Source organism: Macrococcus bovicus (assembly GCF_030376725.1).
Classification (GTDB): Bacteria; Bacillota; Bacilli; order Staphylococcales; family Staphylococcaceae; genus Macrococcus; species Macrococcus bovicus.
In genome coordinates, this window is sequence record NZ_CP128470.1 from 866,276 (window position 1) to 893,083 (window position 26,808).

Annotated in this window: 22 protein-coding genes and 1 tRNA gene; 21 read left to right on the plus strand and 2 right to left on the minus strand. The window is 47.5% G+C overall.

Annotated features, from left to right (window positions below):
• Positions 1 to 40: 40 nt before the first annotated feature.
• The 14 genes from fapR (at position 41) to QSV55_RS04905 (ending at position 14,412) form a co-directional block, all read left to right on the plus strand.
• Positions 41 to 607, plus strand: a complete 567-nt coding sequence (fapR, locus tag QSV55_RS04840; protein ID WP_289650913.1) for a transcription factor FapR — start codon at positions 41 to 43, stop codon at positions 605 to 607.
• The gene (gene plsX / locus QSV55_RS04845) at positions 607 to 1,584 is read left to right on the plus strand and encodes a phosphate acyltransferase PlsX (RefSeq protein ID WP_289650914.1); all 978 of its coding nucleotides are present in this window, start codon (positions 607 to 609) and stop codon (positions 1,582 to 1,584) included. The genes fapR and plsX overlap by 1 nt, the downstream gene beginning before the upstream one ends.
• Entirely contained in the window at positions 1,577 to 2,488 is a 912-nt protein-coding gene (fabD, locus tag QSV55_RS04850; protein WP_289650915.1) for an ACP S-malonyltransferase, read from the plus strand. The genes plsX and fabD overlap by 8 nt, the downstream gene beginning before the upstream one ends.
• Positions 2,470 to 3,204, plus strand: coding sequence for a 3-oxoacyl-[acyl-carrier-protein] reductase (gene fabG / locus QSV55_RS04855; RefSeq protein WP_289650916.1), 735 nt, complete (start codon positions 2,470 to 2,472; stop codon positions 3,202 to 3,204). The genes fabD and fabG overlap by 19 nt, the downstream gene beginning before the upstream one ends.
• Before the next feature lie 21 nt (positions 3,205 to 3,225).
• Positions 3,226 to 3,459 (plus strand): acyl carrier protein, encoded by a 234-nt coding sequence (locus tag QSV55_RS04860; RefSeq protein ID WP_133430970.1) that lies wholly within the window; start codon positions 3,226 to 3,228, stop codon positions 3,457 to 3,459.
• 88 nt (positions 3,460 to 3,547) lie between these two features.
• Positions 3,548 to 4,273: a ribonuclease III gene (gene rnc / locus QSV55_RS04865; RefSeq protein ID WP_289650917.1), complete on the plus strand. Its 726-nt coding sequence runs from the start codon at positions 3,548 to 3,550 to the stop codon at positions 4,271 to 4,273.
• A gap of 1 nt (position 4,274) precedes the next feature.
• Complete coding sequence (gene smc / locus QSV55_RS04870) at positions 4,275 to 7,799, plus strand: chromosome segregation protein SMC (RefSeq protein WP_289650918.1); 3,525 nt, start codon at positions 4,275 to 4,277, stop codon at positions 7,797 to 7,799.
• The gene (ftsY, locus tag QSV55_RS04875; protein ID WP_289650919.1) at positions 7,796 to 8,974 is read left to right on the plus strand and encodes a signal recognition particle-docking protein FtsY; all 1,179 of its coding nucleotides are present in this window, start codon (positions 7,796 to 7,798) and stop codon (positions 8,972 to 8,974) included. Before smc ends, ftsY begins: the two co-directional genes overlap by 4 nt.
• On the plus strand, positions 8,964 to 9,290 hold the full coding sequence (locus QSV55_RS04880) for a putative DNA-binding protein (RefSeq protein ID WP_434784205.1): 327 nt from the start codon (positions 8,964 to 8,966) through the stop codon (positions 9,288 to 9,290). Before ftsY ends, QSV55_RS04880 begins: the two co-directional genes overlap by 11 nt.
• Positions 9,291 to 9,301: 11 nt before the next feature.
• Positions 9,302 to 10,654, plus strand: coding sequence for a signal recognition particle protein (gene ffh, locus QSV55_RS04885; protein WP_289650920.1), 1,353 nt, complete (start codon positions 9,302 to 9,304; stop codon positions 10,652 to 10,654).
• Between the two features lie 163 nt (positions 10,655 to 10,817).
• The gene (locus tag QSV55_RS04890) at positions 10,818 to 12,296 is read left to right on the plus strand and encodes an aldehyde dehydrogenase family protein (RefSeq protein ID WP_289650921.1); all 1,479 of its coding nucleotides are present in this window, start codon (positions 10,818 to 10,820) and stop codon (positions 12,294 to 12,296) included.
• Positions 12,297 to 12,462: 166 nt separating this feature from the next.
• A complete protein-coding gene (locus QSV55_RS04895; RefSeq protein WP_289650922.1) occupies positions 12,463 to 13,050 on the plus strand; it encodes an SDR family NAD(P)-dependent oxidoreductase in 588 nt (195 codons plus the stop codon).
• Positions 13,051 to 13,069: 19 nt separating this feature from the next.
• Positions 13,070 to 13,264 carry a hypothetical protein gene (locus tag QSV55_RS04900; RefSeq protein ID WP_289650923.1) on the plus strand — a complete coding sequence of 65 codons (195 nt, stop codon included), beginning with the start codon at positions 13,070 to 13,072 and terminating at the stop codon, positions 13,262 to 13,264.
• A gap of 98 nt (positions 13,265 to 13,362) precedes the next feature.
• Positions 13,363 to 14,412: an LLM class flavin-dependent oxidoreductase gene (locus QSV55_RS04905; protein ID WP_289650924.1), complete on the plus strand. Its 1,050-nt coding sequence runs from the start codon at positions 13,363 to 13,365 to the stop codon at positions 14,410 to 14,412.
• Positions 14,413 to 14,596: 184 nt separating this feature from the next.
• Here the strand turns inward: QSV55_RS04905 and acsA are convergent, their stop codons facing one another.
• Positions 14,597 to 16,309: an acetate--CoA ligase gene (gene acsA / locus QSV55_RS04910; protein ID WP_289650925.1), complete on the minus strand. Its 1,713-nt coding sequence runs from the start codon at positions 16,307 to 16,309 to the stop codon at positions 14,597 to 14,599.
• A gap of 101 nt (positions 16,310 to 16,410) precedes the next feature.
• Here acsA and QSV55_RS04915 point away from each other — a divergent pair, with 101 nt between their 5' ends.
• The 6 genes from QSV55_RS04915 (at position 16,411) to QSV55_RS04940 (ending at position 23,837) form a co-directional block, all read left to right on the plus strand.
• Positions 16,411 to 17,043, plus strand: coding sequence for a GNAT family N-acetyltransferase (locus QSV55_RS04915; protein ID WP_133451960.1), 633 nt, complete (start codon positions 16,411 to 16,413; stop codon positions 17,041 to 17,043).
• 10 nt (positions 17,044 to 17,053) lie between these two features.
• Positions 17,054 to 17,689 carry a CBS and ACT domain-containing protein gene (locus QSV55_RS04920; RefSeq protein ID WP_289650926.1) on the plus strand — a complete coding sequence of 212 codons (636 nt, stop codon included), beginning with the start codon at positions 17,054 to 17,056 and terminating at the stop codon, positions 17,687 to 17,689.
• Complete coding sequence (locus tag QSV55_RS04925; protein WP_289650927.1) at positions 17,686 to 18,825, plus strand: acetoin utilization protein AcuC; 1,140 nt, start codon at positions 17,686 to 17,688, stop codon at positions 18,823 to 18,825. Before QSV55_RS04920 ends, QSV55_RS04925 begins: the two co-directional genes overlap by 4 nt.
• Before the next feature lie 105 nt (positions 18,826 to 18,930).
• A tRNA-Leu gene (locus QSV55_RS04930) sits at positions 18,931 to 19,013 on the plus strand.
• A 248-nt stretch (positions 19,014 to 19,261) separates the two neighbouring features.
• Positions 19,262 to 20,845: a ribosomal protection-like ABC-F family protein gene (gene abc-f, locus QSV55_RS04935; RefSeq protein ID WP_289650928.1), complete on the plus strand. Its 1,584-nt coding sequence runs from the start codon at positions 19,262 to 19,264 to the stop codon at positions 20,843 to 20,845.
• A 151-nt stretch (positions 20,846 to 20,996) separates the two neighbouring features.
• Positions 20,997 to 23,837, plus strand: a complete 2,841-nt coding sequence (locus tag QSV55_RS04940) for a YhgE/Pip domain-containing protein (RefSeq protein WP_289650929.1) — start codon at positions 20,997 to 20,999, stop codon at positions 23,835 to 23,837.
• A 203-nt stretch (positions 23,838 to 24,040) separates the two neighbouring features.
• Here QSV55_RS04940 and nagA read toward each other — a convergent pair whose 3' ends face one another.
• Positions 24,041 to 25,189, minus strand: a complete 1,149-nt coding sequence (gene nagA / locus QSV55_RS04945) for an N-acetylglucosamine-6-phosphate deacetylase (RefSeq protein ID WP_289650930.1) — start codon at positions 25,187 to 25,189, stop codon at positions 24,041 to 24,043.
• A gap of 120 nt (positions 25,190 to 25,309) precedes the next feature.
• Between nagA and nagE the strand changes: the two genes are divergently transcribed.
• Positions 25,310 to 26,761 carry an N-acetylglucosamine-specific PTS transporter subunit IIBC gene (gene nagE, locus QSV55_RS04950; protein ID WP_289650931.1) on the plus strand — a complete coding sequence of 484 codons (1,452 nt, stop codon included), beginning with the start codon at positions 25,310 to 25,312 and terminating at the stop codon, positions 26,759 to 26,761.
• Positions 26,762 to 26,808 lie beyond the last annotated feature (47 nt).

The window sequence follows — 26,808 nt, forward strand, 5'->3', positions numbered from 1 at the left end:
ATAGACTAATTAAGACCAACTACTAAAAGGATGTCCTAGTATGAAAAGAATGACTAAAATAGAGCGTCAGAATCAGCTTGTGTCAAAACTTCGAGACAATCCATTTTTGACAGATGAAGATTTAAGTGAAGCATTTGGAGTCAGTATTCAGACGATTCGCCTGGACAGGCTCGAACAGAACATTCCGGAACTGCGTGAACGAATCAGAGGTGTCGCAGTGCAGCATCATGATGAAGTCAAGGCACTGCCACTGGATGAAGTCATCGGTGAGATTATTGAGCTGCAGCTGGATAAAGTAGCGATTTCAATCCTTGATATTCAGGAGGAACACGTCTTCCACCGTAATCAGATCGCCAGAGGACATATTCTTTTTGCCCAGGCCAATTCACTGTGTGTGGCATTAATTGATGATGAACTGGCATTGACCGCCTCAAGTGAGGTCAAGTTCATCAAGCCGGTTAAACTCGGTGACCGTGTTGTCACCAAAGCGGTAGTGAAGGAAAAACGTAAAAAACGTGCAACCATTGAAGTGGAGAGCTCGGTGCAGCAGCAGCGGGTATTCACAGGCAAGTTTGTCATGTATTACTTTGGTAAAGGAGAAGAGTGATGATTAAAATAGCGGTAGACTTGATGGGCGGCGACAATGCCCCTGATATAGTAATAGAAGGCGTCAAGCAGATGCTTGACAAAGAACCGGATGTAGAAATTCTGTTGTTCGGTGATGAGAAATATGCATTTCAACATGAGCGTGTGACTTTTCAGCACTGCACAGAAGTGATTACGATGGAGGATGAACCGGTTCGCTCCATCCGCCGCAAGAAAGATGCTTCGATGGTCCGTATGGCTGAAGCCGTGAAATACGGTGAGGCTGATGCCTGTGTGTCGGCGGGTAACACCGGCGCACTGATGTCTGCCGGACTCTTTATCGTCGGCCGATTGCCAGGCGTGGAACGGCCGGCACTTGCGCTGACGCTGCCCACTATCGATGATAAGGGATTTATTCTGCTGGATATGGGCGCAAATGCTGATGCGAAACCCGAACATCTGTCGCAATATGCGCAGATGGGCTCCATCTATGCCAAGTCGATTCGTAAAATTGCGAAGCCGACTGTCGGCCTGCTGAATATCGGAACGGAAGATAAGAAAGGAAACGCACTGACACGCGAGACCTTTAAATTGCTATCAGAGCAGGACACCATCAACTTCACAGGGAATGTGGAGTCTAAGACGCTTCTTCTCTCTGCCGCTGATGTGGTGGTGACAGATGGCTTTACCGGCAATATGGTCCTGAAGACACTGGAGGGGACAGCGACCGGTATCTTCAAGATGCTGAAGCAGGAGCTGACGAAGAACGTGAAGAATAAGCTGGCTGCAGGCGTCCTGAATAAAGACCTGCAAAACCTTAAGGGCAAGATGGATTATGCAGAGTACGGCGGCGCTGTCCTGTTCGGACTGAATGGTATCGTGATCAAGGCACATGGTTCTTCAGACGGCCGTGCATTTTATAACGCACTGCGTCAGGCAAAAGATTCTGTGCAAGAAGGCGTTGTCGAGGCGATGAGAAAAGAGGTCTCACATGACTAAACGTGTACTGATGTTTCCTGGGCAGGGTTCACAGAAGTTAGGGATGGCGAGCGACCTGAAAGATGCCGTGACCGCATTGACAGGACAGCTGGATTTCGACATGGTGGCTATCATGGCCCGCGATGAAGAGAAGCTTGGTTTAACCGAGTATACTCAGCCGGCCATCGTCAGTCATAGTGCTGCCCTGCTTGAACGTTTTAACGCTGATTTCGATTATACGATCGGTCATAGTCTCGGTGAATATGCTGCCCTTGTAGCAAGCGGCGTCATCCGTGCAGAGGATGCAGTCCGGATTGTGGCCAAACGCGGTCAGTTGATGGCATCGGCATTTCCGAAAGGGGTCGGCGCAATGGCGGCTGTTCTCGGCCTGCAGATCGCAGAGGTTGAAGCACTCTGTCAGAAGCTGTCGACAGAAGAGGCCGTCATCGAGCCTGCGAACATCAATTGCCCAGGACAGATCGTGGTTTCCGGCCATCAGTCTAAAATTGATGAACTCGTCAAGAACGGGAAGGCACTCGGCGCAAAAAGAGTGTTGCCGCTTAACGTCTCAGGCCCCTTTCATTCCTCTATGATGAAAGTCATCGCAGCGGAGTTCAGTGAATTTATTGAAGGATTTGAATTCCGGGATGCTGAAGTGCCTGTCGTCCAGAATGTGTCTGCTGCGCCTGAGACAGATGCAGCGACCATTAAACGTCAGCTGATAGAGCAGCTCTATTCACCTGTCCGCTTTGAACAGTCGGTGCAGAATCTCATCGAATTAGGGGTCACTGAATTCGTTGAGATAGGGCCGGGCAAAGTATTAGGCGGCCTCGTGAAGAAAATCAGCCGTGATGTCACGATCACATCGATTGAAACTTTAGAAGATTTAGAAGGGTGGAATGATGAATGGCAACAGCACTCGTAACAGGCGCATCTCGCGGTATCGGCCGTGCGATTGCCTTGCAGCTGGCCGAAGACGGTTTTGACATTGTGGTCAACTATGCCGGCAGTCAGGATAAGGCAGAAGAAGTAGTGAAAGAAATTGAGCGGCGCGGACAGAAAGCGGTGGCCATACAGGCCAATGTCGCGCAGAAATCAGAAGTACAGGACATGATCAAGTCCGCCATCGAGACATTCGGTTCTATTGATGTCATCGTCAATAATGCCGGGATTACGCGTGACAATCTGATGATGCGTATGAAAGAAGAGGAGTGGCAGGATGTCATAGATACGAACCTGACAGGTGTCTTCAACGTGGTGCAGAGTGTAACACGTCAACTGCTGAAGCAGCGCACAGGCACGATCATCAATGTCTCGAGCATTGTCGGTTCAATCGGTAATGCCGGACAGGCCAATTATGTCGCAGCTAAAGCCGGTGTCGAAGGGCTGACCAAGACATTCGCCAGAGAACTCGCCTCACGCAATATCACGGTCAACGCGATTGCGCCAGGCTTTATCGTCTCTGATATGACCGATCAGCTGAGTGAGGAACTGCAGAACGGTATGAAAGCACAGATTCCCCTCGGCAGATTCGGTGACGTGGCAGATGTTGCGCACGCAGCTAGCTTTTTGGCGTCTGATAAGGCAAAATATATTACAGGCCAGACCATTCACGTCAATGGCGGCATGTTCATGAATTAACATTTCAAGGAGGTGAAAACAATGGCAAATTTCGACAAAGTAAAAGATATCATCGTCGACCGTTTAGGCGTAGACGCTGACAAAGTGACACCGGAAGCATCTTTTAAAGATGATTTAGGTGCTGACTCTTTAGACATCGCTGAACTCGTGATGGAACTTGAAGATGAATTCGGTATGGAGATTCCTGATGAAGAAGCTGAAAAAATCAACACAGTTGGTGACGCAGTGAACTACATCGAATCTTTAGAAAAATAAGAGAAGTGGTCTCAGATGAGGCCACTTTTCCTTTTTTTTCGTCCATATATAACGTAAAATAGGAGAGATAACGTTAAGGAGGCAATCAATGAACCGCAAACAGACAATCTTAAATCAGTTTCATCAGAAATTAGATCGTAAAATGGAAGAGCTTTCTATTCAGCCTGTCAACAGACAGCTTTATGAACAGGCTTTCTCACATTCAAGTTTTATCAATGACTTCAAGCTTAACAAAATCATGGATAATGAGCGCCTGGAGTTTCTAGGGGACGCGGTGTTAGAATTGGTGGTTTCTCAGTATCTCTACCGAGAACATAGCGACATGTCTGAAGGACAGCTGACTAAATTACGGGCGGCCATCGTCTGTGAACCATCACTTGTGACATTTGCCTCGCACCAGCAGTTTGCCGACTTGATTCTGCTTGGTAAAGGTGAAGAGAAGACAGGCGGCAGAACACGCCCTTCACTGATCGCGGATGTATTTGAAGCCTTTATCGGGGCGCTGTATCTTGACCTTGGATTTGATGCGGCTGTCCTCTTCGCTGAAAAAGCCATCTTCCCTTATATCGTGGACGAACTGCTGACAGGCACCATCGACTTCAAGACGTATCTGCAGGAGTATATGCACAAAAGAGGCCGGGGACAGATCACCTACCGTCTTGTCAATGAGACAGGGCCTGCACATTTCAAGGAATTCACGTCCGAAGTGCTGTCAGATACCGATGTCATCGGTGTCGGTACAGGGCGTACGAAGAAAGAATCAGAGCAGCAGGCGGCGAGAATCGCGCTGGAGTCCGTGCAGTTAGGAGAATAGAATGGTTTATTTAAAGGCAGTCGAAGCATATGGTTTTAAATCATTTGCCGATAAGACGAAAGTAGAGTTTGATCAGGGCCTGACCGCTATTATCGGTCCGAACGGCTCAGGGAAGAGCAATATCACAGACGCTATCCGCTGGGTGCTCGGTGAACAGTCGGCGAAGAGTCTGCGCGGGGCCCGGATGGAGGATGTCATCTTCTCCGGCACAGAGAAACGTCAGGCGCTGAACTATGCAGAGGTGACACTTAAGCTGGACAATAGCGAGCACATGATCGATGCAGCTGACCAGCTGAACATCACAAGAAGACTCTATCGTTCCGGTGAGAGTGAGTATTTCATCAATCAGACCAAAAGCAGGCTGAAAGATATTACCGAACTCTTTCTTGACACCGGCCTCGGGAAGGAATCCTTCAGTATGATATCCCAGGGGAAAGTCGATGAGATATTGAATGCGAAACCAGAAGAGAGACGCCATATGATAGAAGAAGCGGCGGGTGTCCTCAAATATAAGAAACGTAAGAAAGAGACAGCTTCTAAGCTCGATGAGACGATGCTCAATCTGTCACGTGTCAGCGATATCATCTTCGACCTCGAGGCGCGGGTAGAACCACTGGCCATTGAGTCAGCTGTGGCAGAGGAACACCAGGCACTGACACAGGAGATGACTGAAGCGGATATTCAGGTGACCGTGACTGATATCAAGGCGCTGAAATCAGACTATGCCCGTCTGGAAACCGAGATCAAAGAATTCAAGGATATGATTCTGATCAAAAAAGAGCGGGCTGACAAGCTTGAGATAGCACTCGGCCATCTGAGTGAGAGACAGGCTGCACTCGCTGATAATCAGGAGCGCCTTAATCGGGAGCGGCTGGAACTGTCCACCCGACTGGAACGTCAGCAGGGCCGGCTCTCTGTCCTGTACGAAAAACAGGACAACCAGTCACAAGCAGAGGCCAGACAGCAGAAAGAGCTGCAGAAGCTGGAGGCAGAACTGAAAACCCTGCAGCAGCTGGCAGAAGAACAAGCTGACGTGACAGCTACCCTGAAAGAAGAGCTGGCAGAAGTGCGGCAGGAAGAACGGCTCGCTGAGAAGAAGCTGTCTGAACTGGACGGTGATATTGCCGCGCTGATTGAATCAGCCCGCGACCAGTATTATCAGGTGCTGAGTGACCAGACAGCTGCGAGAAATGAGTTGAAGTATATTGAAAAGGAACTGGCAGCTTTAGAGCGCTATTTCACTGAGAATCAAGCAGATCATCAGGACTATCAGCACATAGTGAAAGAGCAGGCAGCTTTTGAAGATAAACTCGGCAAGCTGGAAACAGAACTGACAGCCAAGCGGACCGCTTATAAGGAATGTCTGGCTGATATCCAGAGGAAGCAGACGCGTTACCGTGAACTGGATGAGCAGCTGCGTCAGGGTCATCGTTACCTCGACCAGCTGAAGTCCAAACAGCAGAGTCTGACAGCGATGCAGTCTGAATACCAGGGCTACTACCACGGTGTAAGAGTGGTGCTGCGAGAAAAGCTCGACGGCATCCACGGGGCGGTCGCTGAACTGATTGATATCGACTCAAAATATCAGACCGCACTGGATATCGCGCTCGGCGGCCAGCTTCAGAGTATTGTGGCTGAAGACGAAAAAAGCGCACGCGCAGCTATCCAGTTCCTGAAGAAGCGAAAAGGCGGGCGTGCGACTTTTCTGCCCCTGACAACCATTCAGGCGAAAGTAATGGCAGAGAGTATACGTCTCAGCATGCAGCAGATAGACGGCTACATCGGTCAGCTTGCTGATCTGATTACCGCTGCACCGCAATATACCTCGATCGTGCGTAATCTGACGGGACTGGTGGCTGTGGCTGAGAATCTTGATGCGGCCAACACGATCGCCAGACAGACGAACTATAAGTTCCGTATCGTGACGCTGGACGGTGATATCGTCAATCCAGGCGGCTCGATGACAGGCGGAAGTGTGAATCAGCCGTCAGTTCTTCTCAGACAGAAAGAAGAACTGGAGCAGGTGACTGCCCAGCTCACCACTTACCAGCAGCAGCTGTCAGCACTTGAGGATGAGTATAACGGCCTGAAAACAGAGATCACTGACGCTGACTTTGAAGCTCAGAAGCTGCAGCGTGCAGGTGAAGACCTGGCAGAAGAGGAACGTACGCTTAAGATGCAGCGCGATGAACTTCAATCGCGTCTCTATACCTTAAAAGCCATCCATCAGCAGCATGATGAACGGCTCAGACAGAAGAACGAATACGACCAAAATTATGAGCGTCTAAACGCCTCGATGGCAGAAAGTGATGATCAGTTGAAAAGAATAGAGCAGCAGATTGCTGATTATCAGCTGCTGCAGACAGACGCACGTTCCATCGAAAAAGAGGTCAGTCAAGCACTCGGTGATATCCGGCAAAGAAAAGTCATGCTGGAAGAGCGGCTGAAGTATCAGCAGGATAAGCAGCTGACGAATGATGAGCGGCTGCAGCAGGTGAAATCTGCCCTGTCAGACTTAGAAGCAGTAGAAGAGATTGAGAATATCGAGGAGCAAATAGCTGCGCTCAAGTCAGACATCAAGCAGAGTGAAGAAAGATTGTCAGCAGTGACACAGCAGTTTGAGCAGGATAAGGCAGTCGCGGAAGAAGTGACAGCCGATATGAAAGAACAGCAGGAGAACTATCATGAACTGATGCGTCAGCTGAATAATCTGGAGAATGGCATCGGTGAGATGAAAGGACAGTATTCACGGATTGATGTCCAGCTGGAATCGCTGATCTATCACCTGATGGAAGACTATCATATGACCTTTGAAGCAGCAGAGAGCCTCTATGCTGAGCCGGCAGATATCGATGCTGCGCGGAAGCGGGTCAAACTGACGAAACTGGCCATTGAGGAGCTTGGACCTGTCAATCCGCATGCCATCCAGCAGTACAAGGATGTCAAGGCACGTTATGACTTCCTGTCCGAACAGCAGACAGACCTGCTGTCAGCGAAAGCGACGCTGGAGACGATTATGACAGAGATGGATGAGGAAGTGACGGCCAGATTCAATGACACCTTCACCCAGGTTCAGTCAAATTTTGCCCAAGTTTTCAGTGAACTGTTTGGCGGTGGAAACGGTGAAATTAAACTGAATTCCGCTGATGTCCTGACAGCGGGGCTGGACATCATAGTGGAGCCGCCGGGTAAGAAACGTCAGCATCTGACTCTCTTATCTGGCGGTGAGCGTGCGCTGACTGCCGTCGCACTGCTCTTTGCCATACTGAAGGTCAGAACAGCACCGTTTGTGATACTGGACGAAGTCGAAGCGGCACTGGACGAGGCGAATGTCCTGCGCTTCGGCCGTTACGTGAAATCGCTGAGCCGCGATACACAATTCATTGTGATTACGCACAGAAAAGGTACAATGGAAGCAGCAGACAGACTTTACGGTGTGACCATGCAGAATTCAGGCATTACGCAGATGGTCAGTGTAGATTTAAATGAATTAAACCATAATGAGATAAAGGAGCTTACAAAATGAGTTTTTTCAAACGACTAAGAGATAGATTTGCGCCGACAGAAGAACCGCGCGAGGAACTGCCGTTAGAACCGCTGGAAGATGAACAGGCGCCTCCTCTTACTGAAAGACAAGTGGAGCCACCGGTAAAGAAAAACAACGACTGGACATTCGACTTTGATGATGATGACCTGATGTCCATCGAAGAGTTTGAGGAACTTGAAGCACAGCAGATTGGTGCGAAGTTCCGTCAGGGGCTCGAGAAATCGCGTGAAAACTTCCAGAACAGACTGAATGATCTGCTCGCACATTACCGTACAGTTGACGAGGATTTCTTCGAAGCATTGGAAGAGATGCTGATTCAGGCCGATGTCGGCTTCAATACGGTGATGGAGCTGGTTGAATCTTTAAGATTCGAAGCGAAGCGTCGCAATATCACTGAGACTGCCGACCTGAGAGAAGTGATTGTCGAGAAAATCGTCGAAATCTATGAGCAGGAAGACGATGAACTGCAGGCGATGAACATTCAGGAAGGTGAACTGACGGTCATCCTGATGGTCGGTGTCAACGGGGTCGGCAAAACGACCACAATCGGTAAACTCGCGCATCGCTACCGCCAGCAAGGCAAGACAGTGATGCTCGCTGCCGGGGATACATTCCGTGCAGGGGCGATTGAACAGCTGCAGATCTGGGGAGACCGTGTCGGTGTGGAAGTGGTCAAGCAATCTGAAGGCTCAGATCCTGCTGCCGTCATGTATGATGCCATCAATGCGGCCAAGAACAAAGGCGTCGACATCCTGATCTGTGATACAGCCGGCCGTCTGCAGAATAAAGCAAATCTGATGAATGAGCTTGAGAAAGTGAAGAAAGTATTGTCAAAAGCAGTAGCAGGTGCGCCGCATGAAGTGCTCCTGGCACTCGATGCGACAACAGGACAGAACGCACTCGTCCAGGCCAAAGCCTTCAAAGAAGTGACAGATGTCACAGGTATCGTCCTGACCAAACTGGATGGTACAGCTAAAGGGGGCATCGTTCTCGCCATCCGTAATGAACTGCATATCCCGGTTAAATTCGTCGGACTCGGTGAGAAGCTGGATGACCTGCAGCCGTTTGATGCGGAAAGCTATGTCTACGGTCTTTTTGCAGATATGATTGAGAACAGTGAGGTCGAAACAACGGAAGATCATCATGCAGGCTAATATAGATAAAACAATGCGTATGAATTATCTCTTTGATTTCTATCAGGGCCTCCTGACAGATAAACAGCGCAATTATCTGGAACGCTATTATCTGGATGACGAGTCACTATCTGAAATCGCAGAGACTTTTGAGGTGTCGAGACAGGCAGTTTATGATAATATTAAACGGACTGACGAACTGCTGGAGGATTATGAGGTGAAGCTCGGGCTTTACCGGAAATTTGAGAAAAGACAGCAGCTGATAACAGAGATGAAGGCAATGACTGAAGATAAAGCCTTGATAGCTAAATTAGAACAGTTAGAAATGATTGAATAGGGGGTCATCGCATGGCATTTGAAGGATTATCAGACAGACTCCAGGCGACCATGCAAAAAATTAGAGGTAAAGGGAAGGTAACAGAAGCAGACATCAAAGTGATGATGCGAGAAGTGCGTCTGGCACTTCTTGAAGCCGATGTTAACTTCAAAGTTGTCAAACAATTCGTAGCGACAGTATCAGAACGCGCGCTCGGCAGTGATGTCATGACTTCACTGACACCAGGACAGCAGGTCATCAAGATTGTACAGGATGAACTGACGCAGCTGATGGGCGGTGAGAATACACAGATCAACATGAGCAAGAAGCCACCGACAGTTGTCATGATGGTCGGTCTGCAGGGGGCAGGTAAAACAACGACTGCCGGCAAACTGGCACTCTTGATGCGCAAGAAATACAACAAGAAGCCCTTACTGGTTGCGTGTGATATTTATCGTCCCGCTGCGATTCAGCAGCTGCAGACAGTCGGCAAGCAGATTGATATTCCTGTCTTCACATTAGGGGACCAGGTCAAGCCTGAGGAAATCACCCGCCAGGCGCTGCAATATGCCAAGGAAGAGCATCTGGACTTTGTCATTATCGATACAGCCGGCCGACTTCATATCGATGAAGCGCTGATGAACGAACTGGTCGACGTTAAAGAAGTGTCCAAGCCGGATGAAATCATGCTCGTCGTTGATGCGATGACCGGTCAGGATGCTGTCAACGTCGCAGAAAGCTTTGATCAGCAGCTGGATGTCACAGGGGTGACACTGACAAAATTAGATGGTGACACACGTGGTGGTGCAGCGCTGTCTATTCGAAGCGTGACGCAGAAACCGATCAAATTTGTCGGTATGAGTGAGAAGATGGACGGCCTTGAGCCTTTCCATCCGGAACGAATGGCGTCCCGTATCCTTGGTATGGGTGACGTCCTGAGTCTGATCGAAAAAGCCCAGGCATCTGTCGATGAGACAAAAGCGAAGGAACTTGAACAGAAGATGAAGACCTCATCCTTCACGTTCGATGACTTCCTGGAACAGCTGGATCAGGTCCGGAACTTAGGACCGCTGGATGATTTACTGAAGATGATTCCAGGTGCAAGCAAAATGAAGAATGTACAGTCACTGAACATGAATCCGAAACAGATTGACCACGTTGAAGCGATCATTCGTTCCATGACGGCTAAAGAAAGAAAAGATCCGTCAGTCATCAATGTATCGCGTAAAAAACGGATAGCAGCAGGATCAGGACGCAGCATGGCGGAAGTCAACAGACTGATCAAGCAGTTTGAGGAAATGAAGAAAATGATGAAACAGTTCTCTGGCATGAAAAAAGGCAAAAAAGGCCGCAATCCATTCCAGGGCATGAACTTACCGTTTTAAATTTTAAACCGGCTACTGATGTAGCCGGTTTTTTGTTTTTATTAAATGACGAGTATCAGCTTCTACACGAGATATATTGACAGAATATTCAAGCATTTTATTTGCTATTATTTTCCTTGATTCATTATAATTAACTTATATCTAAATTGAGGAGGCAATATGAATGACTAATGAAGTGATCAAAGAGACATATGGGTTATTTATCAACGGTGAGTTTGTAGCGGCAGAAGGTAATGAGACACTTGAAGTGTCCAATCCGGCAACAAGCGAAGTGTTAGGCCGAGTTGCTAAGGCATCTGAAAGTGATGTGGATAAAGCGGTCCAGGCAGCGAAAGAAGCATTCAAGACTTGGCGTTACACATCTCCTGTGGAACGTGCTGACTATTTAACTCAGATTGCGGATGCTATTATGGCACATAAAGATGAAATCGCTCAGATCGAATCTCTGAATACGGGGAAGGCCATCCGTGAATCTTCTATGATTGATATCCCGACAGCAGCAGATCACTACCGCTACTTCGCAAGTGTGATTCGTCTGGATGAGGGTTCTGTCCAGGATATGGATGCTAAGACCATGAGCATCATTCGCCATGAGCCGATCGGTGTCGTCGGTGCAGTTGTAGCATGGAACTTCCCGTTTCTGCTTGCGGCATGGAAATTAGCGCCCGCACTGGCAGCGGGGAATACCATTGTGATACAGCCTTCATCTTCAACGCCTTACAGTGTTCTGAAATTAGCAGAAATCATTAAAGATATCCTGCCTGCAGGTGTCGTCAATATCCTTACAGGTAAAGGTTCAGAATCCGGTAATGCTATCTTCAACCACAAAGATGTAGCGAAACTGTCATTTACAGGTTCCACTGAAGTGGGTTATACTGTCGCGCAGGCGGGTGCGGAACGGTTAGTGCCTGCCACACTTGAACTGGGCGGTAAGAGTGCCAATATTATTTTCAGTGATGCCAATATTGAGCAGGCGGTTGAAGGGGTGCAGTTAGGGATCCTGTTCAATCAAGGGGAAGTATGTAGTGCAGGCTCAAGGCTCTTTGTTGAAGACAAGTTTTATGATGAGTTTATCGGCAGACTGAAGACTGCCTTTGAAAATGTTAAAGTCGGTGATCCTATGGATATGGAGACTCAGATGGGTTCGCAGACAGGTCAGGCACAGATTGATAAGATTGAAAGCTATATTCAGATCGCCAAAGAAGAAGGACAGCATATCGTGACAGGCGGCGCTCGGATCACAGACAATGGACTGGATAAAGGACACTTCTTCCAGCCGACTATCATTGAGATCAATTCTAATGACAGCCGTCTTGCCCAGGAAGAGATCTTCGGGCCCGTACTCGTTGTTCAGAAGTTCAGCGATGTAGAAGAAGTGATTGAACTTGCCAATGATTCGGAATACGGTCTTGGTGGAGGTATCTTCACGAAAGATATTAATCGTGCGCTTAATATCGCGAACCGTATTGATACAGGACGTGTCTGGATCAACACTTATAACCAGATTCCAGCTGGTTCGCCGTTCGGTGGCTACAAAAAGTCGGGTATCGGTCGTGAGACATACCGTGAGACCATCCGTAACTATCAGCAGGTCAAAGGTATCTATATTGATCTGACAGATGAACCTAAAGGCTTATATTAAATGAAAGGCCCTGCTTCGGCAGGGTTTTTTCAGTTGAAGCAACATACAGGACGTGATTGTTCTCTCACTGCTCAAAATTTCCGGGTAAGGCTGTGGCGCTAGAAATATTGTCTGAAATAGATTAAGATGACAGAAGATAGAGAAAAGCGGATGAGGAGCTAAGGGCATGATAAGTCATAAAAAAAGGATTTTAGTGGCCGGCGGGATTGAGGGTATGGGACGACAGGTTGCTCTGGATCTTGCTGCACATCCGATTGAGCTTATTATTGTGGGAGATAACGAACAACAAGGACAGGCGCTCTGCCAGGAAATAATTGCGAACAGTTCATTGACGCATGATGATTTATTTTACTATCCGGCTGATTTATCTTCTGAAGCAAATGTCAGGGAACTGGCCCGCGAGCTGAAAAGGGATTTCAGTCATATCGACGCAATGATTATTACAGAAGGCCATATTTATCCGAAGAAGACGGTGACCGAGGCAGGGCTTGACAGGAACATGGTGGCTAATTATTTCTCTCATTACTGGCTTATTCAGCAGTGCCGGCCGCTGCTTGAAGGAGGGAGGATCCTGCTCCCTGCCAGTCATCCGCGTATCGTCAACCGTTCAAAGGTCAATCTGCCGACCGAACAGAAAAAAAGGACGCTATCGTGCTATGGATATGGCGAGACAGGCGCTTGTTGCCCGAGTTCTGCTGATGCGTTACTTGAATCAACCTCTCAAGAAGCAGAACATTACCATCAACGTTTTTAATCCGAGGATGAGCAACCGCTTGAGTCTCTTTTTGACCAGTCAGGCGGGAGAGCATATCAATACAGCCTCCCATCTAGCGCTGGGCGATGACGTTGAAGGTCTGTCCGGCCAGTTCTTTGATGAAATGAAGACAGTCAAGCTCTCAAAAAATTATTCATTATTAAAGGCAGATGAATTTTATCAATGGTCTAAAGAGCAAAACCGCAGAAGATGACTCTGTGGTTTTTTTCGTGAGGCAGGACACTAGATTTAAATATGATTTATGATATAATTAGTATATCGAATATAATAATTATAGTAGGAGGTTCTCTTATGAAAGTGGAACTGGGATTAACTTCATTTGGCGACAATTCAGAAATATATACTGAGGACGGTGTTCTACCGAAAATTCCGGCGGCTGAGCGTATACGCAATATAGTCGAGGAGATTAAGCTGGCTGATGAAGTCGGTCTTGATGTCTACGGTCTAGGTGAGCATCATCGTCCGGATTATGCTGTGTCTGACCCCGTCACGGTACTGGCAGCTGCGGCTATGGAGACGAAAAATATTCGTCTGTCATCTGCTGTAACAGTGCTATCGTCAGATGATCCGGTGCGTGTCTATCAGCGCTTTGCGACACTTGATGCGCTGACGAACGGACGTGCGGAAATTATGGCCGGTCGCGGCTCATTCATTGAGTCTTTTCCACTCTTTGGTTATGACCTGAATGACTACGATCTGTTATATGAAGAAAAACTTGAGCTGCTGATGCAGATTAATCAGCATGAAAAAGTGACCTGGCAAGGGCAGACACGTGAAGCGATTCATGACCGCGGTGTTTATCCACGTGCCGTCCAGAAAGAACTGCCGATTTATCTGGCAACAGGGGGCACACCGGAATCATCTGCTCGAGCGGGACATCTTGGACTGCCGATCACCTATGCTATCATCGGAGGGAATCCCGGTCGCTTCCGTTATAATGTGGAAGTGTATAAAGCAGCTGCAAGAGAAGCGGGACATGATTTAAGTCAGCTGTCCATCGCTAACCATTCATGGGGCTATATTGCAGATACAGATGAGCAGGCCTTCAGAGAGTATTATCCTTCAACGCTGGCGCACCATAACGTTATCGCGAAAGAACGGAACTGGGGTTCTTATGATGAGAGGACCTATATGACTGAAATCGAGCATGGTGCCTTATTTGTCGGAGGTCCGGAAAGAGTAGCAGAGAAAATCATCAAGACTGTCGAGACACTCGGACTTGACCGCTTCCTGATCCATCTGCCGGTAGGATCAATGCCCCACGAAAAAATCATGCATGCCATTCGTTTATACGGCGAGAAGGTCAAACCGATAGTTGATGATTACTTTAAGGATAAATAAGAGTAAGGCGTCCGTCATTTTAAAGATGACGGACTTTTTTGTATGACCATATATTTAATGCGGGGAAGAGTCCGCTAAACACTGAATAGCAGACACAACACTGAAAACAAGTCGCAAAATCAATAAGAAGAGTCCGCCATTACCCGAATGACGGACTCGTTCAGACTTACTCACTCACAGGAGATCAGTCTTCCATTGTACTTAGATCACCTGTCGGCAGATCCAGTTCCCATGCTTTCAGCACACGGCGCATAATCTTACCTGAGCGGGTTTTAGGCAGTTTATCTTTAAATTCAATTTCTCTAGGCGCCGCATGAGCTGCGAGTCCATTCTTGACAAAGACTCGTATCTCTTCTTTCAGCGCATCACTTGGTTCATATCCCTCACGCAGTGCGATGAAGGCTTTGATGATTTCTCCGCGAATTGGATCGGGCTTACCGATGACACCCGCTTCAGCAACCGCTGGATGTTCTACGAGCTTAGACTCCACTTCGAATGGACCGACACGTTCACCCGCAGTCATAATGACATCATCAACGCGTCCCTGGAACCAGAAATAGCCGTCTTCATCCATATAAGCAGAGTCACCGGAAATATACCAGCCGCCCGGCAGGAAATATGACTCATATTTTGCTTCATTGTTCCAGATGGTCCGCATCATAGAGGGCCAGCCTTTCTTCATCGCCAGGTTACCCATGCGGTTAGGCGGCAGGATATTACCCTCATTATCAACAATCGCTGCTTCTACACCGGGCAGGGGTTTACCCATAGAGCCCGATTTAATCGGCATACTCGGGAAGTTGACGATCATATGAGCGCCGGTTTCCGTCATCCACCACGTATCATGGATGCGTTTGCCGAATACTTTATAGCCCCATTTGATGACTTCTGGATTCAGCGGTTCTCCGACTGATAATATGTGACGCAGGTGTGAGAGGTCATAGTTTTTAATCATCTCATCACCGGCACCCATCAGCATACGGAATGCAGTCGGTGCAGAATACCAGATGGTCACTTTAAAATCCTCAAGAATCTGATACCAGCCTTCAGGCGAGAAGCGGCCGCCTGCAATCACGTTTGTTGCGCCGTTCAGCCATGGCGCGAAGATACCGTAGCTTGTGCCTGTCACCCAGCCCGGATCCGCTGTACACCAGTAGATATCGTCCTCTTTTAAGTCGAGCACGTAATGACCTGAAATATAGTGCTGGATCATCGCGTTCTGTACATGTAGGACCCCTTTAGGCTGACCCGTTGAGCCTGATGTATAGTGGAGAATCAGGCCGTCCTCGCGCTCCAGCCATGCTATGTCAAATGTCTTGTCCGCTTCCTGATACAGGGCATTGAAATCGATGTGATCTGTACTTACGTCTTCATCAACTATGAAGATATGCTTTAAGTGGGGCAGTTCATCGACTGGAATGCGGTCCACCAGACTGTTAGTGGTGACAATGACGCTTGCCTCGCTATTTTCCAGACGATCCTTCACAGCCTTTTCCATAAATGCCTCGAATAACGGTCCGACGATGGCACCTATTTTTAAGGCACCCAGCAACACAAAATACAGCTCAGGAGAGCGGGGCATAAAGATAAAGACCCGGTCACCCTTTTTAACATCAGCCGCATTTTTCAGGACATTCGCTGCTTTATTGGAGTTGACTTTCATATCACTGAATGTGTATTTTTCATTGCGGTCCTTATCCTTGTAATACAGTGCGACCTTGTCCCCTTTACCAAGATCAACATGACGGTCAATACATTCATAGGCCATATTCACACGGCCGGTCGTATGCCATGAAAATGCCTTCTCTACCTCTGACCAATCAAAGTCGGCATAGACCTGGTCATAGTCAGTCAGATGATAATGGCCCTGTTCTACCTCATAGATTTCACTTTTCATTATAACATCCCCTTTGTATGCGTTTTCATATGTACTATACTATTATATAATAAGTTTAAGCAAATTTTCAAAATAATTCGAATTTTATTGAGGAGGGTGACATGAATCATAGAAAGACTTATTACAGGCGCGATGTTCAAGGACATGACCGGCTGTTGACAGTAGAGGGACCCGTCTCAGGGAAGGGACTGTCTCAATATACATTTGATGACGGACTCAGCGCCTTCAGACAGCCTGCAGAACAGTTTGAAGCGATCAAGGAAATTGCGGACCTTCCGGAGGGGCGCATCATCATCTGCCGGGACCGTGCACATATCATTGCGTATGTGACCTTTCTCTATCCGGATCCACTGGAGCGCTGGAGCGAGGGGAATCTGCCCTTTCTGATGGAACTCGGGGCGATTGAGGTAGCCCTGCCGTACAGGAGCCTCGGCATCGGCAAAGAGCTGCTGCGACTTGCAATGCTGGATGACCAGATGGAGGACTACATCATCATCACGACTGAATACTACTGGCACTGGGACCTGAAAAACAGCGGGCTGAATGTCTATGAGTATAAGGACGTCATGAAGAAAATGATGGAAGCAGGAGGAATGGAAGTATTTGCGACGAATGATCCCGAAATCACCAGTCATCCGGCGAATAGTCTGATGGCAAGGATTGGCAGCAGAATCAGCAATGAACAGATTGAACAGTTTGATAAAATCCGGTTTATGAACCGATTCTTTCTTTAGGGGTGAAAAGATGTTAGTCGAACGAATTATGACAAGTCCATGTATCACTATCAATGAGCAGTGTACAATTGATGAAGCGATCCAGCTGATGCGGAACAAAGATATCAGACATTTACCGGTCGTCGATGAGTTAATGCGAGTAAAGGGTATCATCACTGACCGCGATGTAAATCTTGCGCTTCCTTCCATACTCGGGGAGACAGAAGTGAAATTAGATGCGCCGGTCGCAAATATGATGAACCGAGACGTCATGACGTGCCATCCGCTTGATTTTGTTGAGGATATCGCCATCGATTTCTATGAACTCTCCATCGGCTCCATACCAGTCGTCAAGAAGGGACGGTGTATTGGCATTGTGACGCAGAAAGATATGCTGAATACTTTCCTTGAGCTGACGGGGGTGATGACACCGGGATCAGCAATTGAGGTGGCAGTACCCGATGTGCCGGGCATTATGCATGAGGTCACCAAAGTATTTCATGCTCACCACACGAGCATCGAAAGCATTCTTGTCTACCGTGATAAAGAGAACCCGGGACAGAAGCTCGTCCTGATTCGTATGCAGTCCATGAATCCGCGGCCTATTATCGAGGCTTTGAATGAAGCGGGTTTTTCAGTGCGGACGCCGCTGGGTATGGGCCAATGAGTAAGTATGTCTATACAGAAGGATTGCTGCATTACCGGTTCTCAGATCAGCACCCTTTTAATCAGATGCGTCTCGTTGTGACAACAGATTTACTTAGAAAAATGGACGTCTTGTCAGATGAGGAAATGGTCGAGGGCAGAAAGGCGACTGATGAGGAACTTGCCCTTACTCATCATAAAGACTATATCGATGCCGTCAAACGCGCCTCTAAAGACCAGCTGGATGACCAGACATGTGAAAGCTATGGTCTTAATACTCAGGATACACCCAACTTCAGTGATATGCATGAGAGTGCTGCGTGGCTGGTGGGGAGCACACTGACCGCCTGTGATATCGTGATGCAGGGGATTGATCAGACTGCCTGCAGTTTAGGCGGCGGTCTGCATCATGGTTTCCAGGGTCGGGCATCCGGCTTCTGCATATATAATGACAGTGCTGTTGCCATCCAGTATATGAAAGAGAAGTACGGCGCACGTGTGCTGTACATCGACACAGATGCCCACCACGGGGATGGTGTCCAGTTTACGTTCTATCATACGCCTGATGTATTCACATATTCCATTCATGAGACAGGCCGTTATTTGTTCCCGGGGACCGGCAATTATAATGAGAGAGGTGAAGGGGAGGGCTATCTATATAGTATGAATCTGCCCATCGATGCCTATACGGAGGATGAGTCTTTTCTGAGCTGTTTTAAGGAAAGTGTGCAGGCCGCCTGCGCCTTCTTCAAGCCTGACGTCATCTTAAGTCAGAACGGTGCCGATGCACATTTTCTCGACCCGCTGACCCATCTGCATTGTACGCTGCGTATCTTTGAAGAGATACCACGCTTCGTCAAGCAGCTGGCAGATACTTATTGCGGCGGCAGATGGATTGCGGTCGGGGGTGGCGGTTATAATCTCTTTCAGGTGGCACCGCTGGCCTGGAGTCAGATCTGGCTGGCGATGAAAGGACTGCCGGCACCTGGCGGGCATCTACCGGCAGCATGGCTCGCTAAGTGGCAGCCCGAAACTGAAATGGTGCTGCCGAAGACATGGCATGATGAACTGCAGGCCTACCAGGAGATTCCGCGTCGTGGGGAGATAAGTGAGAAGAATCAGCTGATGCTTGAGCGTGTGCTTCAGCACTACCAGTAATGAACTGACACACAGCGTTAAGATAAATTTACAAATTTAATATTAGTTTTACACAAAGGCTTTTCTTTTTGCGAAATACTGTTATAATTAATTTATTGCTTGAGAGCGGTCGTGGCGGAATGGCAGACGCGCTAGCTTCAGGCGCTAGTGCCCGCAAGGGCGTGGAGGTTCAACTCCTCTCGGCCGCATATGAGAGCTTCTGAAATTTCAGAAGCTCTTTTTTTATTTGCTTAAATTCTGATTCTATAGTAGATTGTAACTAATATATGGAAGGAGGCGTCTGTATAGATGATGATTCGATAACATGACTGACGTGAAGAAGAGATCATGTGAGATGTTATCGGGATCAGACTGTCTATTTTTAAATGCCTTGACGGGTCTCTTTATGCCGATTGCTCTCACATGATAGGTGAGAGCTTTTTTAAGGAGGGATTCGATGAGAACGATCAACAAACAACTCATGATAGACGATAAAGTGCTCTGCAACCATGTTCATTTCACGGTTTCTGAAGGAGAGCATATCGCGCTTATCGGCCATAATGGAGTGGGTAAGTCCACACTTTTAAAGCTGCTGAGCGATGAATATGATGCGATTCTGCTGGAACAGGAGCTGGAGTCAGTGGATTTGGTGATGGATTACATTCTTAGCAGCCGACCTGACATTTATGCAGTGAAACAGAGGCTGGCAGATGACGTTGAGGCTATCAGTGATTATATAGAGCTGAACGGCTATGAACTGGAAAATAAGATTATGACCTATCTGAAAAAATTCGGTCTGAATGCCGTAGTAGCAGAGAGGTCAGTAAATACTTTATCAGGAGGGGAACAGACAAAGGTCTCTTTAATCCGGCTGCTGATCAGTTATAAAGACTGGTTTCTCTTCGATGAACCGACTAACCATATCGACCAGGAAACAAAAACCTGGCTCATGGAATGGATGCAGGCAGCCGGACAGACAATCCTTTTTGTATCGCATGACCGGGAATTCATTAATCAGACCGCAACGAAGATCATAGAGATGACAGCTGATGCAACGCATACGTATCAGATGAATTACGATGACTATGCCGCTGAAAAAGCTCGTCAGGAACGGGAGAACGCCGCACTGCTTCATAAGGAAAATAAGGAAAAACAGAAGATGCGGCGTATGATCCAGGAGATGAAAGAATGGCATCACGAGGCTAATGCCAAAGCGGGTGTCAGAGACCCGGGAGCGCAGAAGAAGGTGGCGAAACTAGCGAAGCGGTATAAAACAAAGGAACATCAGCTGGAACAGAAGATGTCAGGGTTCGCGGCACGACGTGATAAGCAGCAACGGACGGAATATGATTTAAAGCACAGCGACTTCAGAGGCAGATACTTGGTGAAAGCAGAAGGTCTTTCGCTCAGGTTTGATGACCGTCAGCTTTTTACATCAGCTTCCTTTCAGATCAGACCGGGAGACAAGATTGCGTTGACAGGCAGAAATGGCAGCGGTAAGACCAGCCTGCTAAAAGTGCTGATGAATGAACTGGAACCGAGTGCAGGTTCTTTCCGGCTGAATCCGAATGTTAAAGTGGGTTATTTCTCTCAGCAGCTCGATAATTTGAACGCTGGCCATACCGTGCTGGAGGAAGTGCAGTCATTGAATAGGGCGGCGGACAATGAACTGCGTACCATACTCGCTGCCTTCAGATTCGGGGCAGAGCGCATGGGCGATCAAGTGGCACAGCTGTCAATGGGTGAAAAATGTCGTCTGTCGTTCATCAAGCTGTATTTCTCTGAGGCAAATCTGCTGCTGCTGGATGAACCGACCAATTATTTCGACCTCGAGATGCAGCAGGTGATTGAAGCGATGCTGCAGAAATTTCAGGGTGCCATGCTGTTTATCAGCCATGATTCTTATTTCTGTGAAGCGGTAAGTACGAGACAGTGGAAGATTGAAAATCAGACATTGATGGACCTTGATTTAGTGGGAGAAGAACAAGGTCGTGAAGAACTGCTGAACCATCTTCGGCAGTTATATGATATTTTAGAATAATAACATGAGTAATTTTGAACTGTTATATGAATTTTAAAATAAGTTTTATTCAACTAAAAACTATAGTGAGATAAAGTCGGGTGACGTGTTTTCTTGTCAATAAGACTTGAATAAAGTAAAATGTTAGAATCGAAAAAACGGGAGGACAACTATGAAAAAGGTTTTCAGCTTATTTATCAAGGATGTACAGCATGCGCTCAAGACGCCTATGGTACTCATCGTCATCCTTGGGCTCTGCATTCTTCCCTCTTTTTATGCATGGTTCAATTTAAAATCATCGTGGGACCCTTATTCCAATACGAAAGGGATCAAAGTAGCAGTAGTCAATTTTGATGAGGGGGCTACGGTTCAAGGCAAACATGTCAATGTCGGTAAGTCACTCGTCAGCGAACTGAAGACGAATGATCAGTTCGGCTGGGTCTTTGTCGATTCGCTGAAGGAGGCGAAGCAGGGTGTCCGACTGGGGAAATACTATGCCATGATTCATATCCCCGAACATTTTTCGGAGGATATGACAAGTATTTTCGACAAGAAACCTAGACGGGCCCATATTGATTATCAGGTCAACCAGAAAATCAATGCCATTGCACCGAAGATGACGACAGCAGGTGCAACAGCCATCACCAAGACACTGAACGACAAGTTCGTTGAAGTAGCGACCCGGGCTTTCCTGAAGGAGAGTAATTCGCTCGGTATCGATTTAGAGAAAAAGCTGCCGCTTTATCACAAGATTGAAAATGCTGTATTTGAAGCAGAAGCGGCTATTCCGAAGATGGAGGAGTTCAGTGCTGCCGTACAGAAAATTGATGCCCATCAAGGGGATATCAACCGTTATGCCGATGAGTTTTATGCCCTTGAATCTTATAAGGATGAAATCAATAGTGGCGCTGCGAAGCTGATTAAAGCCAATCAGCATGCCGGAGAAATCAATGAAGCGGGTCAGATGATAGTAGGGCTGAACAGTAAGATGAGTAATATAGAAGCAGCACTCAACAAGGCCCAGCAGTTCGAGGAACGTTTTCCGGAGATTAATGCGGCGGTCGCGAAGGGCATAGATGCGACGAACAAAGCAAGTGCAGTCCTTGCCACTGCGCAGAGCAGAATGCCCGAAGTCCATGCGCGGCTTAATCAGGCACAGGACGTGACCGATAAGGCGGATACTAAAGTTGAGTCAGCAGAAGAAAAAGTGTCATCTGAGGATAAGGTGACCACAGAAGGCGAGGCATCAGAAGGAGACGGGACGACTTCTTCTGAAGAGAAGGTGACGATTCCAGCAACGACTGAAGCCGCAACGACTGAAGCCGCAACCACTGAAACAGCGTCAACTGAAGCGCCAAGTGCCGAAGCTAAACAGACAGCCACGATGCAGACGGTTGCTGAAGTTAAAAATGAACCGTTGACCAAAACGGACCTTGAACCTGCCAAGCAGGCATTAGGGGAGGCGCTTCAAGCCTTGGCTGATTTAGTGAAGGACAATGCAGCGGCGCAGAAGGATACCCTGTCTGCACTGAAAGACCACCAGCCGTCAAGTGATAATATGAAAGTGATCGCACAGAATATCGGACAGACGATTCAGCTGCAGAATGAAATCATTGACGTGCTAAGTCGTTCTTCCATTGACACTAGTCAGATAGTGAATGCGCTAAAGGAAAGTAACAATACTTTAGCAGTTGTGCAGAAACAGCTGGAAAATGGCAAAGCAGATGCAGCAAGCATCAGCCGTGCTGTAGAAGCGCTCAGTGTCATTCAGAACATGGATATGCAGTCTATCTTACTGCAAGGACTTGAAACAATAGATGCAGGTCTTGATACCGCAGCACTCAAGCTTGCAGATGCAGAACAATTTGCGAATAAAGTTGACGGTATCCTGACAGAAGCCCAGCAAGTCACTTCCGCCGCAAACGAGAGACTGGTGGCGATTAACAATGAACTGCCCGCCCTTGAAGAGCGCTTCAAGGAAGTCAATGCGAATGTGCAGTCCAACTTCCCCGCATTCAAAGCGCGGGTCGCAGAAGCGAGTCGGTTTGTACAGAATGACCTGCCGGGTGTTCTGAATGATTTAAATCGGATCAGTCGTTTTGCCCAGAATGACCTGCCGGGTGTCATGTCCAAATACGATCAGACAGCTGATTTGCTGCGTAACAATCTGCCGGGTGCGGAAAAAGGCATCCATGAACTGGCGGAATTTACGCGCAATGACTTACCGGGTATCGAAAGAGATATCAAGAAAGCAGCGGATAAGTTCAGGGAACTGGATGAAAAAGATGTGATGAACAAGCTGATCAAGTTATTACGCAACGATCTGCAAGGGGAAGCGGATTATTTCTCTGACCCGATACAGCTAGACGAGAAACAGATGTTCCCGATACCGAACTACGGTTCTGCCAGTGCACCGTTCTATACTGCACTTGCACTCTGGGTGGGCGCGTTATTATCAAGCAACCTGTTGACGACCGAACTGAAGGATCAGTCACTTAAAGGTGTCTATTCGCTGAGGGAGCTCTTTGCAGGCAGGCTGCTCCTGTTCTTAAGTATCGGTATCATCCAGTCGATTATCGTTGTCCTCGGTAATTTCTTTATCCTGGATGCCTATGCCAAGCATCCTGTCATGAATCTCTTGTTTGCAGTACTGGTCTCTATAGTCTTTACCTCAATTGTCTATACGATGGTGAGTTTACTCGGTAACGTCGGTAAAGCACTGGCTATCATACTGATGGTGCTCCAGATTTCTGGTGGAGGCGGCACGTTCCCTGTGCAGGTGACACCGCATTTCTTCCAGATGATCCATCCGTTTCTGCCGTTCACTTATGCAGTAGACCTTCTGAGGGAGGCGGTAGGCGGAATAGTACCCGAACTGGTTCAAATGAACATCAGCCGTCTGTTGATATTCTGCCTCGGCATTCTAGGCCTGGGCTACGGCTTTAAGCCGAAATTCGAACCTATCAAAAATCGGATGATTAAAACCTCACAGGAAAGCACCATTGTCGAATAGAGCATCGTGCGGGAATGTTTCCCTGATATAAACTATTAGAAAGATGTCATGTGTAAGAGTGCCTCATGCATCAAGTCGATCCTAGGAGACATCTCATCACACGTGCAGCATATAATGCCGGCGTTGACATGTATACTGAAGAAAAAGTAAAACGCCTGAATTAAAAGACATTCCAGAGAAAAGAATCTCTGGAATGTCTTATTTTAATTAAAATGATGGATATGCCCCTTTTTAATAGTCATTAAGACATTGCAATCCGGACTGAGAACAACTAGGTCTGCATCCTTACCCGGTTTAATGCTGCCTTTCGTATCATCTATTCCAAGTGCTTTTGCTTGATTTAAACTCGTCACTCTCCATAACTCATCAATATCCCGCTTCGTGTAGGCCATCAGATTCTTAAGACCGTCATTCATCTTCAGGATACTGCCTGCGAGCGTCCCGTCAGCAAGACGAGCGGAGTTATTTTTTACGATGACATCCTGGCCGCCGAGATCATATGTGCCGTCTATCATGCCCTTAGCACGCATCGCATCCGTAATGAGCAAGAACTGCTCCGGACCCTTGAGCCGATAGGCAATATTTACTGCCGCCGGGTGCGAATGAATGCCATCCACGATGACTTCAGTCGACAGCCTATCATTCGTCCAGGCAGCACCGAATGCGCCCGGCTGGCGATGTGCGAACGGGGTAGAGGCATTATAGAGATGAGTGATATGTCTTGCGCCATTTGAAGCTGCTTGATTGATGTCGTCGAAACCTGCAACGGTATGGCCCATTGAGAAAATAACCTTGTCATGGAACTCTGCAAGCACTTCAGCAGCACCCTCGACCTCTGGCGCGAATGTGATGATTTTGATTAATTGGTCGGCAGCAGTCTGCAGATCATGGATGCTGTCGATAGAAGGTCTCTGCACAAACTGAGGATTCTGTGCACCCACTTTAAACTCAGAGATATAGGGTCCCTCGAGATGAATACCGAGCATCTCAGCTTCTTCCTCCGACTGCTGCTTATGATATTCCTTTAGTGTGGTGAGGGCCGTTTTGATGGCTTCTTCAGACTGTGTCATCGTAGTCGCGAGATAACTGGTCGTGCCTTCACGGAGCAATGATTGTGAGAGATGGTGCAGACCCATCAAATCAGCATCCATGAAATCCTCACCGTATCCGCCGTGTATATGGATATCAATAAAACCCGGCAAGACATGATGACCGGAGAGATCGTGACATTCGAGAGGACCCGTATACTCGCCAGGGTTAATCCCTGCGATTTGTTTTTCTTCTATAATGATATGTCCATTAACTGGGCCTTCTTCTGTATGGAAGATACCATTTGTAAGTACATAATTCATGCCATCACTCCTTTATTAGATAGTCTGATTATATCATAGACAGGTTATTGCAATAATAATTGAAAACGTTTAAAGTAATTAAGTGAAAAGTTTAACAATTTATTAGATGGAGGTCATATTATGTTAAATTTCTTTCAGCGGCTTGGCCGTTCATTGATGCTGCCGGTAGCCATTCTACCTGCGGCCGCTATTATTGTAGGTATTGCCAATGCGCTTGAGGCTCTTATGGGGGAAAAGACAATCGTCAGCCAGTTCTTCTTCACAGCCGGAATGGGTATTCTGTCTCTGATGGGATTATTATTTGCCATAGGAACAGCTCTCGGTATGTCGAAGAAAAATGACGGTGCAGCAGCACTTTCGGCAGTAGTCGGATTCTTTATGGTTACTGCAATATTAAAACCTGAGAATGTCGCTGTATTTCTTGACATGCCTGTTAAAGAGGTAAATGCAGGATTTGCCAAAATCGATAATTCTAACGTCTTTATCGGTATTATTGTCGGATTGATCGCTGCTTATTTATTCAATCGTTTTTCTGACAAGGAGTTACCGATGGCGCTCTCTTTCTTCAGCGGTAAACGATTGGTGCCGATTCTGACTGCTTTTGCAGCCATGCTTCTCGCTCTTATTCTACTATTTATATGGCCGGTTATTTATTCAGGACTCGTATCGTTCGGTGAATGGATCCTGGGCATGGGACCGGTTGGAGCAGGTCTGTACGGCTTTTTCAACAGATTGCTGATTCCATTAGGTCTTCATCATGCTTTAAATTCAGTGTTCTGGTTTGACGTGGCCAATGTGAACGACGTCGTTAACTTCCAGAAGGGAGTAGGGACTCCAGGTGTTACAGGCCGTTATATGGCCGGTTTCTTCCCCGTCATGATGTTTGGTATGCCTGCAGCAGCGCTTGCGATATATCATACAGCTCAAACAGAGCAGAAGAAACGTGTAGCCGGTCTGATGCTTGCAGGGGCAGTATCAGCATTTTTCGTCGGTATCACGGAACCGATTGAATTTGCATTTATGTTCGTAGCACCAGGTCTTTTCGTCATTCATGCGGTTCTGACAGGTCTCTCTCTTTTCATTGCGGCATTCTTTCAATGGACGGCAGGCTTTGCATTCAGTGCCGGTCTGATAGACTTCTCATTATCGTTACTGAATCCGATGGCCCATCATCCGATGATGCTGATGGTCCAAGGATTAGTCTTCTTTGTTCTTTATTATGTCATCTTCCGAGCAGCGATCAAGATGTTCGATATGAAGACACCGGGTCGCGGAGAAGAGGTCATGCCGGAGGTAGAAGAGAACACGATTGAGCACGGGACAGGCAAGTACAGCACTATGGCACATAAGATTATTGATGGGCTGGGTGGTTCTGATAATATCATCAACTTAACCAACTGTGCCACTCGTCTTCGTCTTGAAGTGAAGGACAATGCACTGATTGATGATCATCAGCTTAAACAGGCAGGTGCTGTTGGTGTCACGAAGAGCGGACGCACGCAGGCGCAGGTGATTATCGGCACTCATGTCCAGCAGGTTGCTGATGAGGTTGAACGACAGCTAGAACATTAATAAGGTAAGAACTCCATCCACTAAAGTGCTGGATGGAGTTTTCTTTT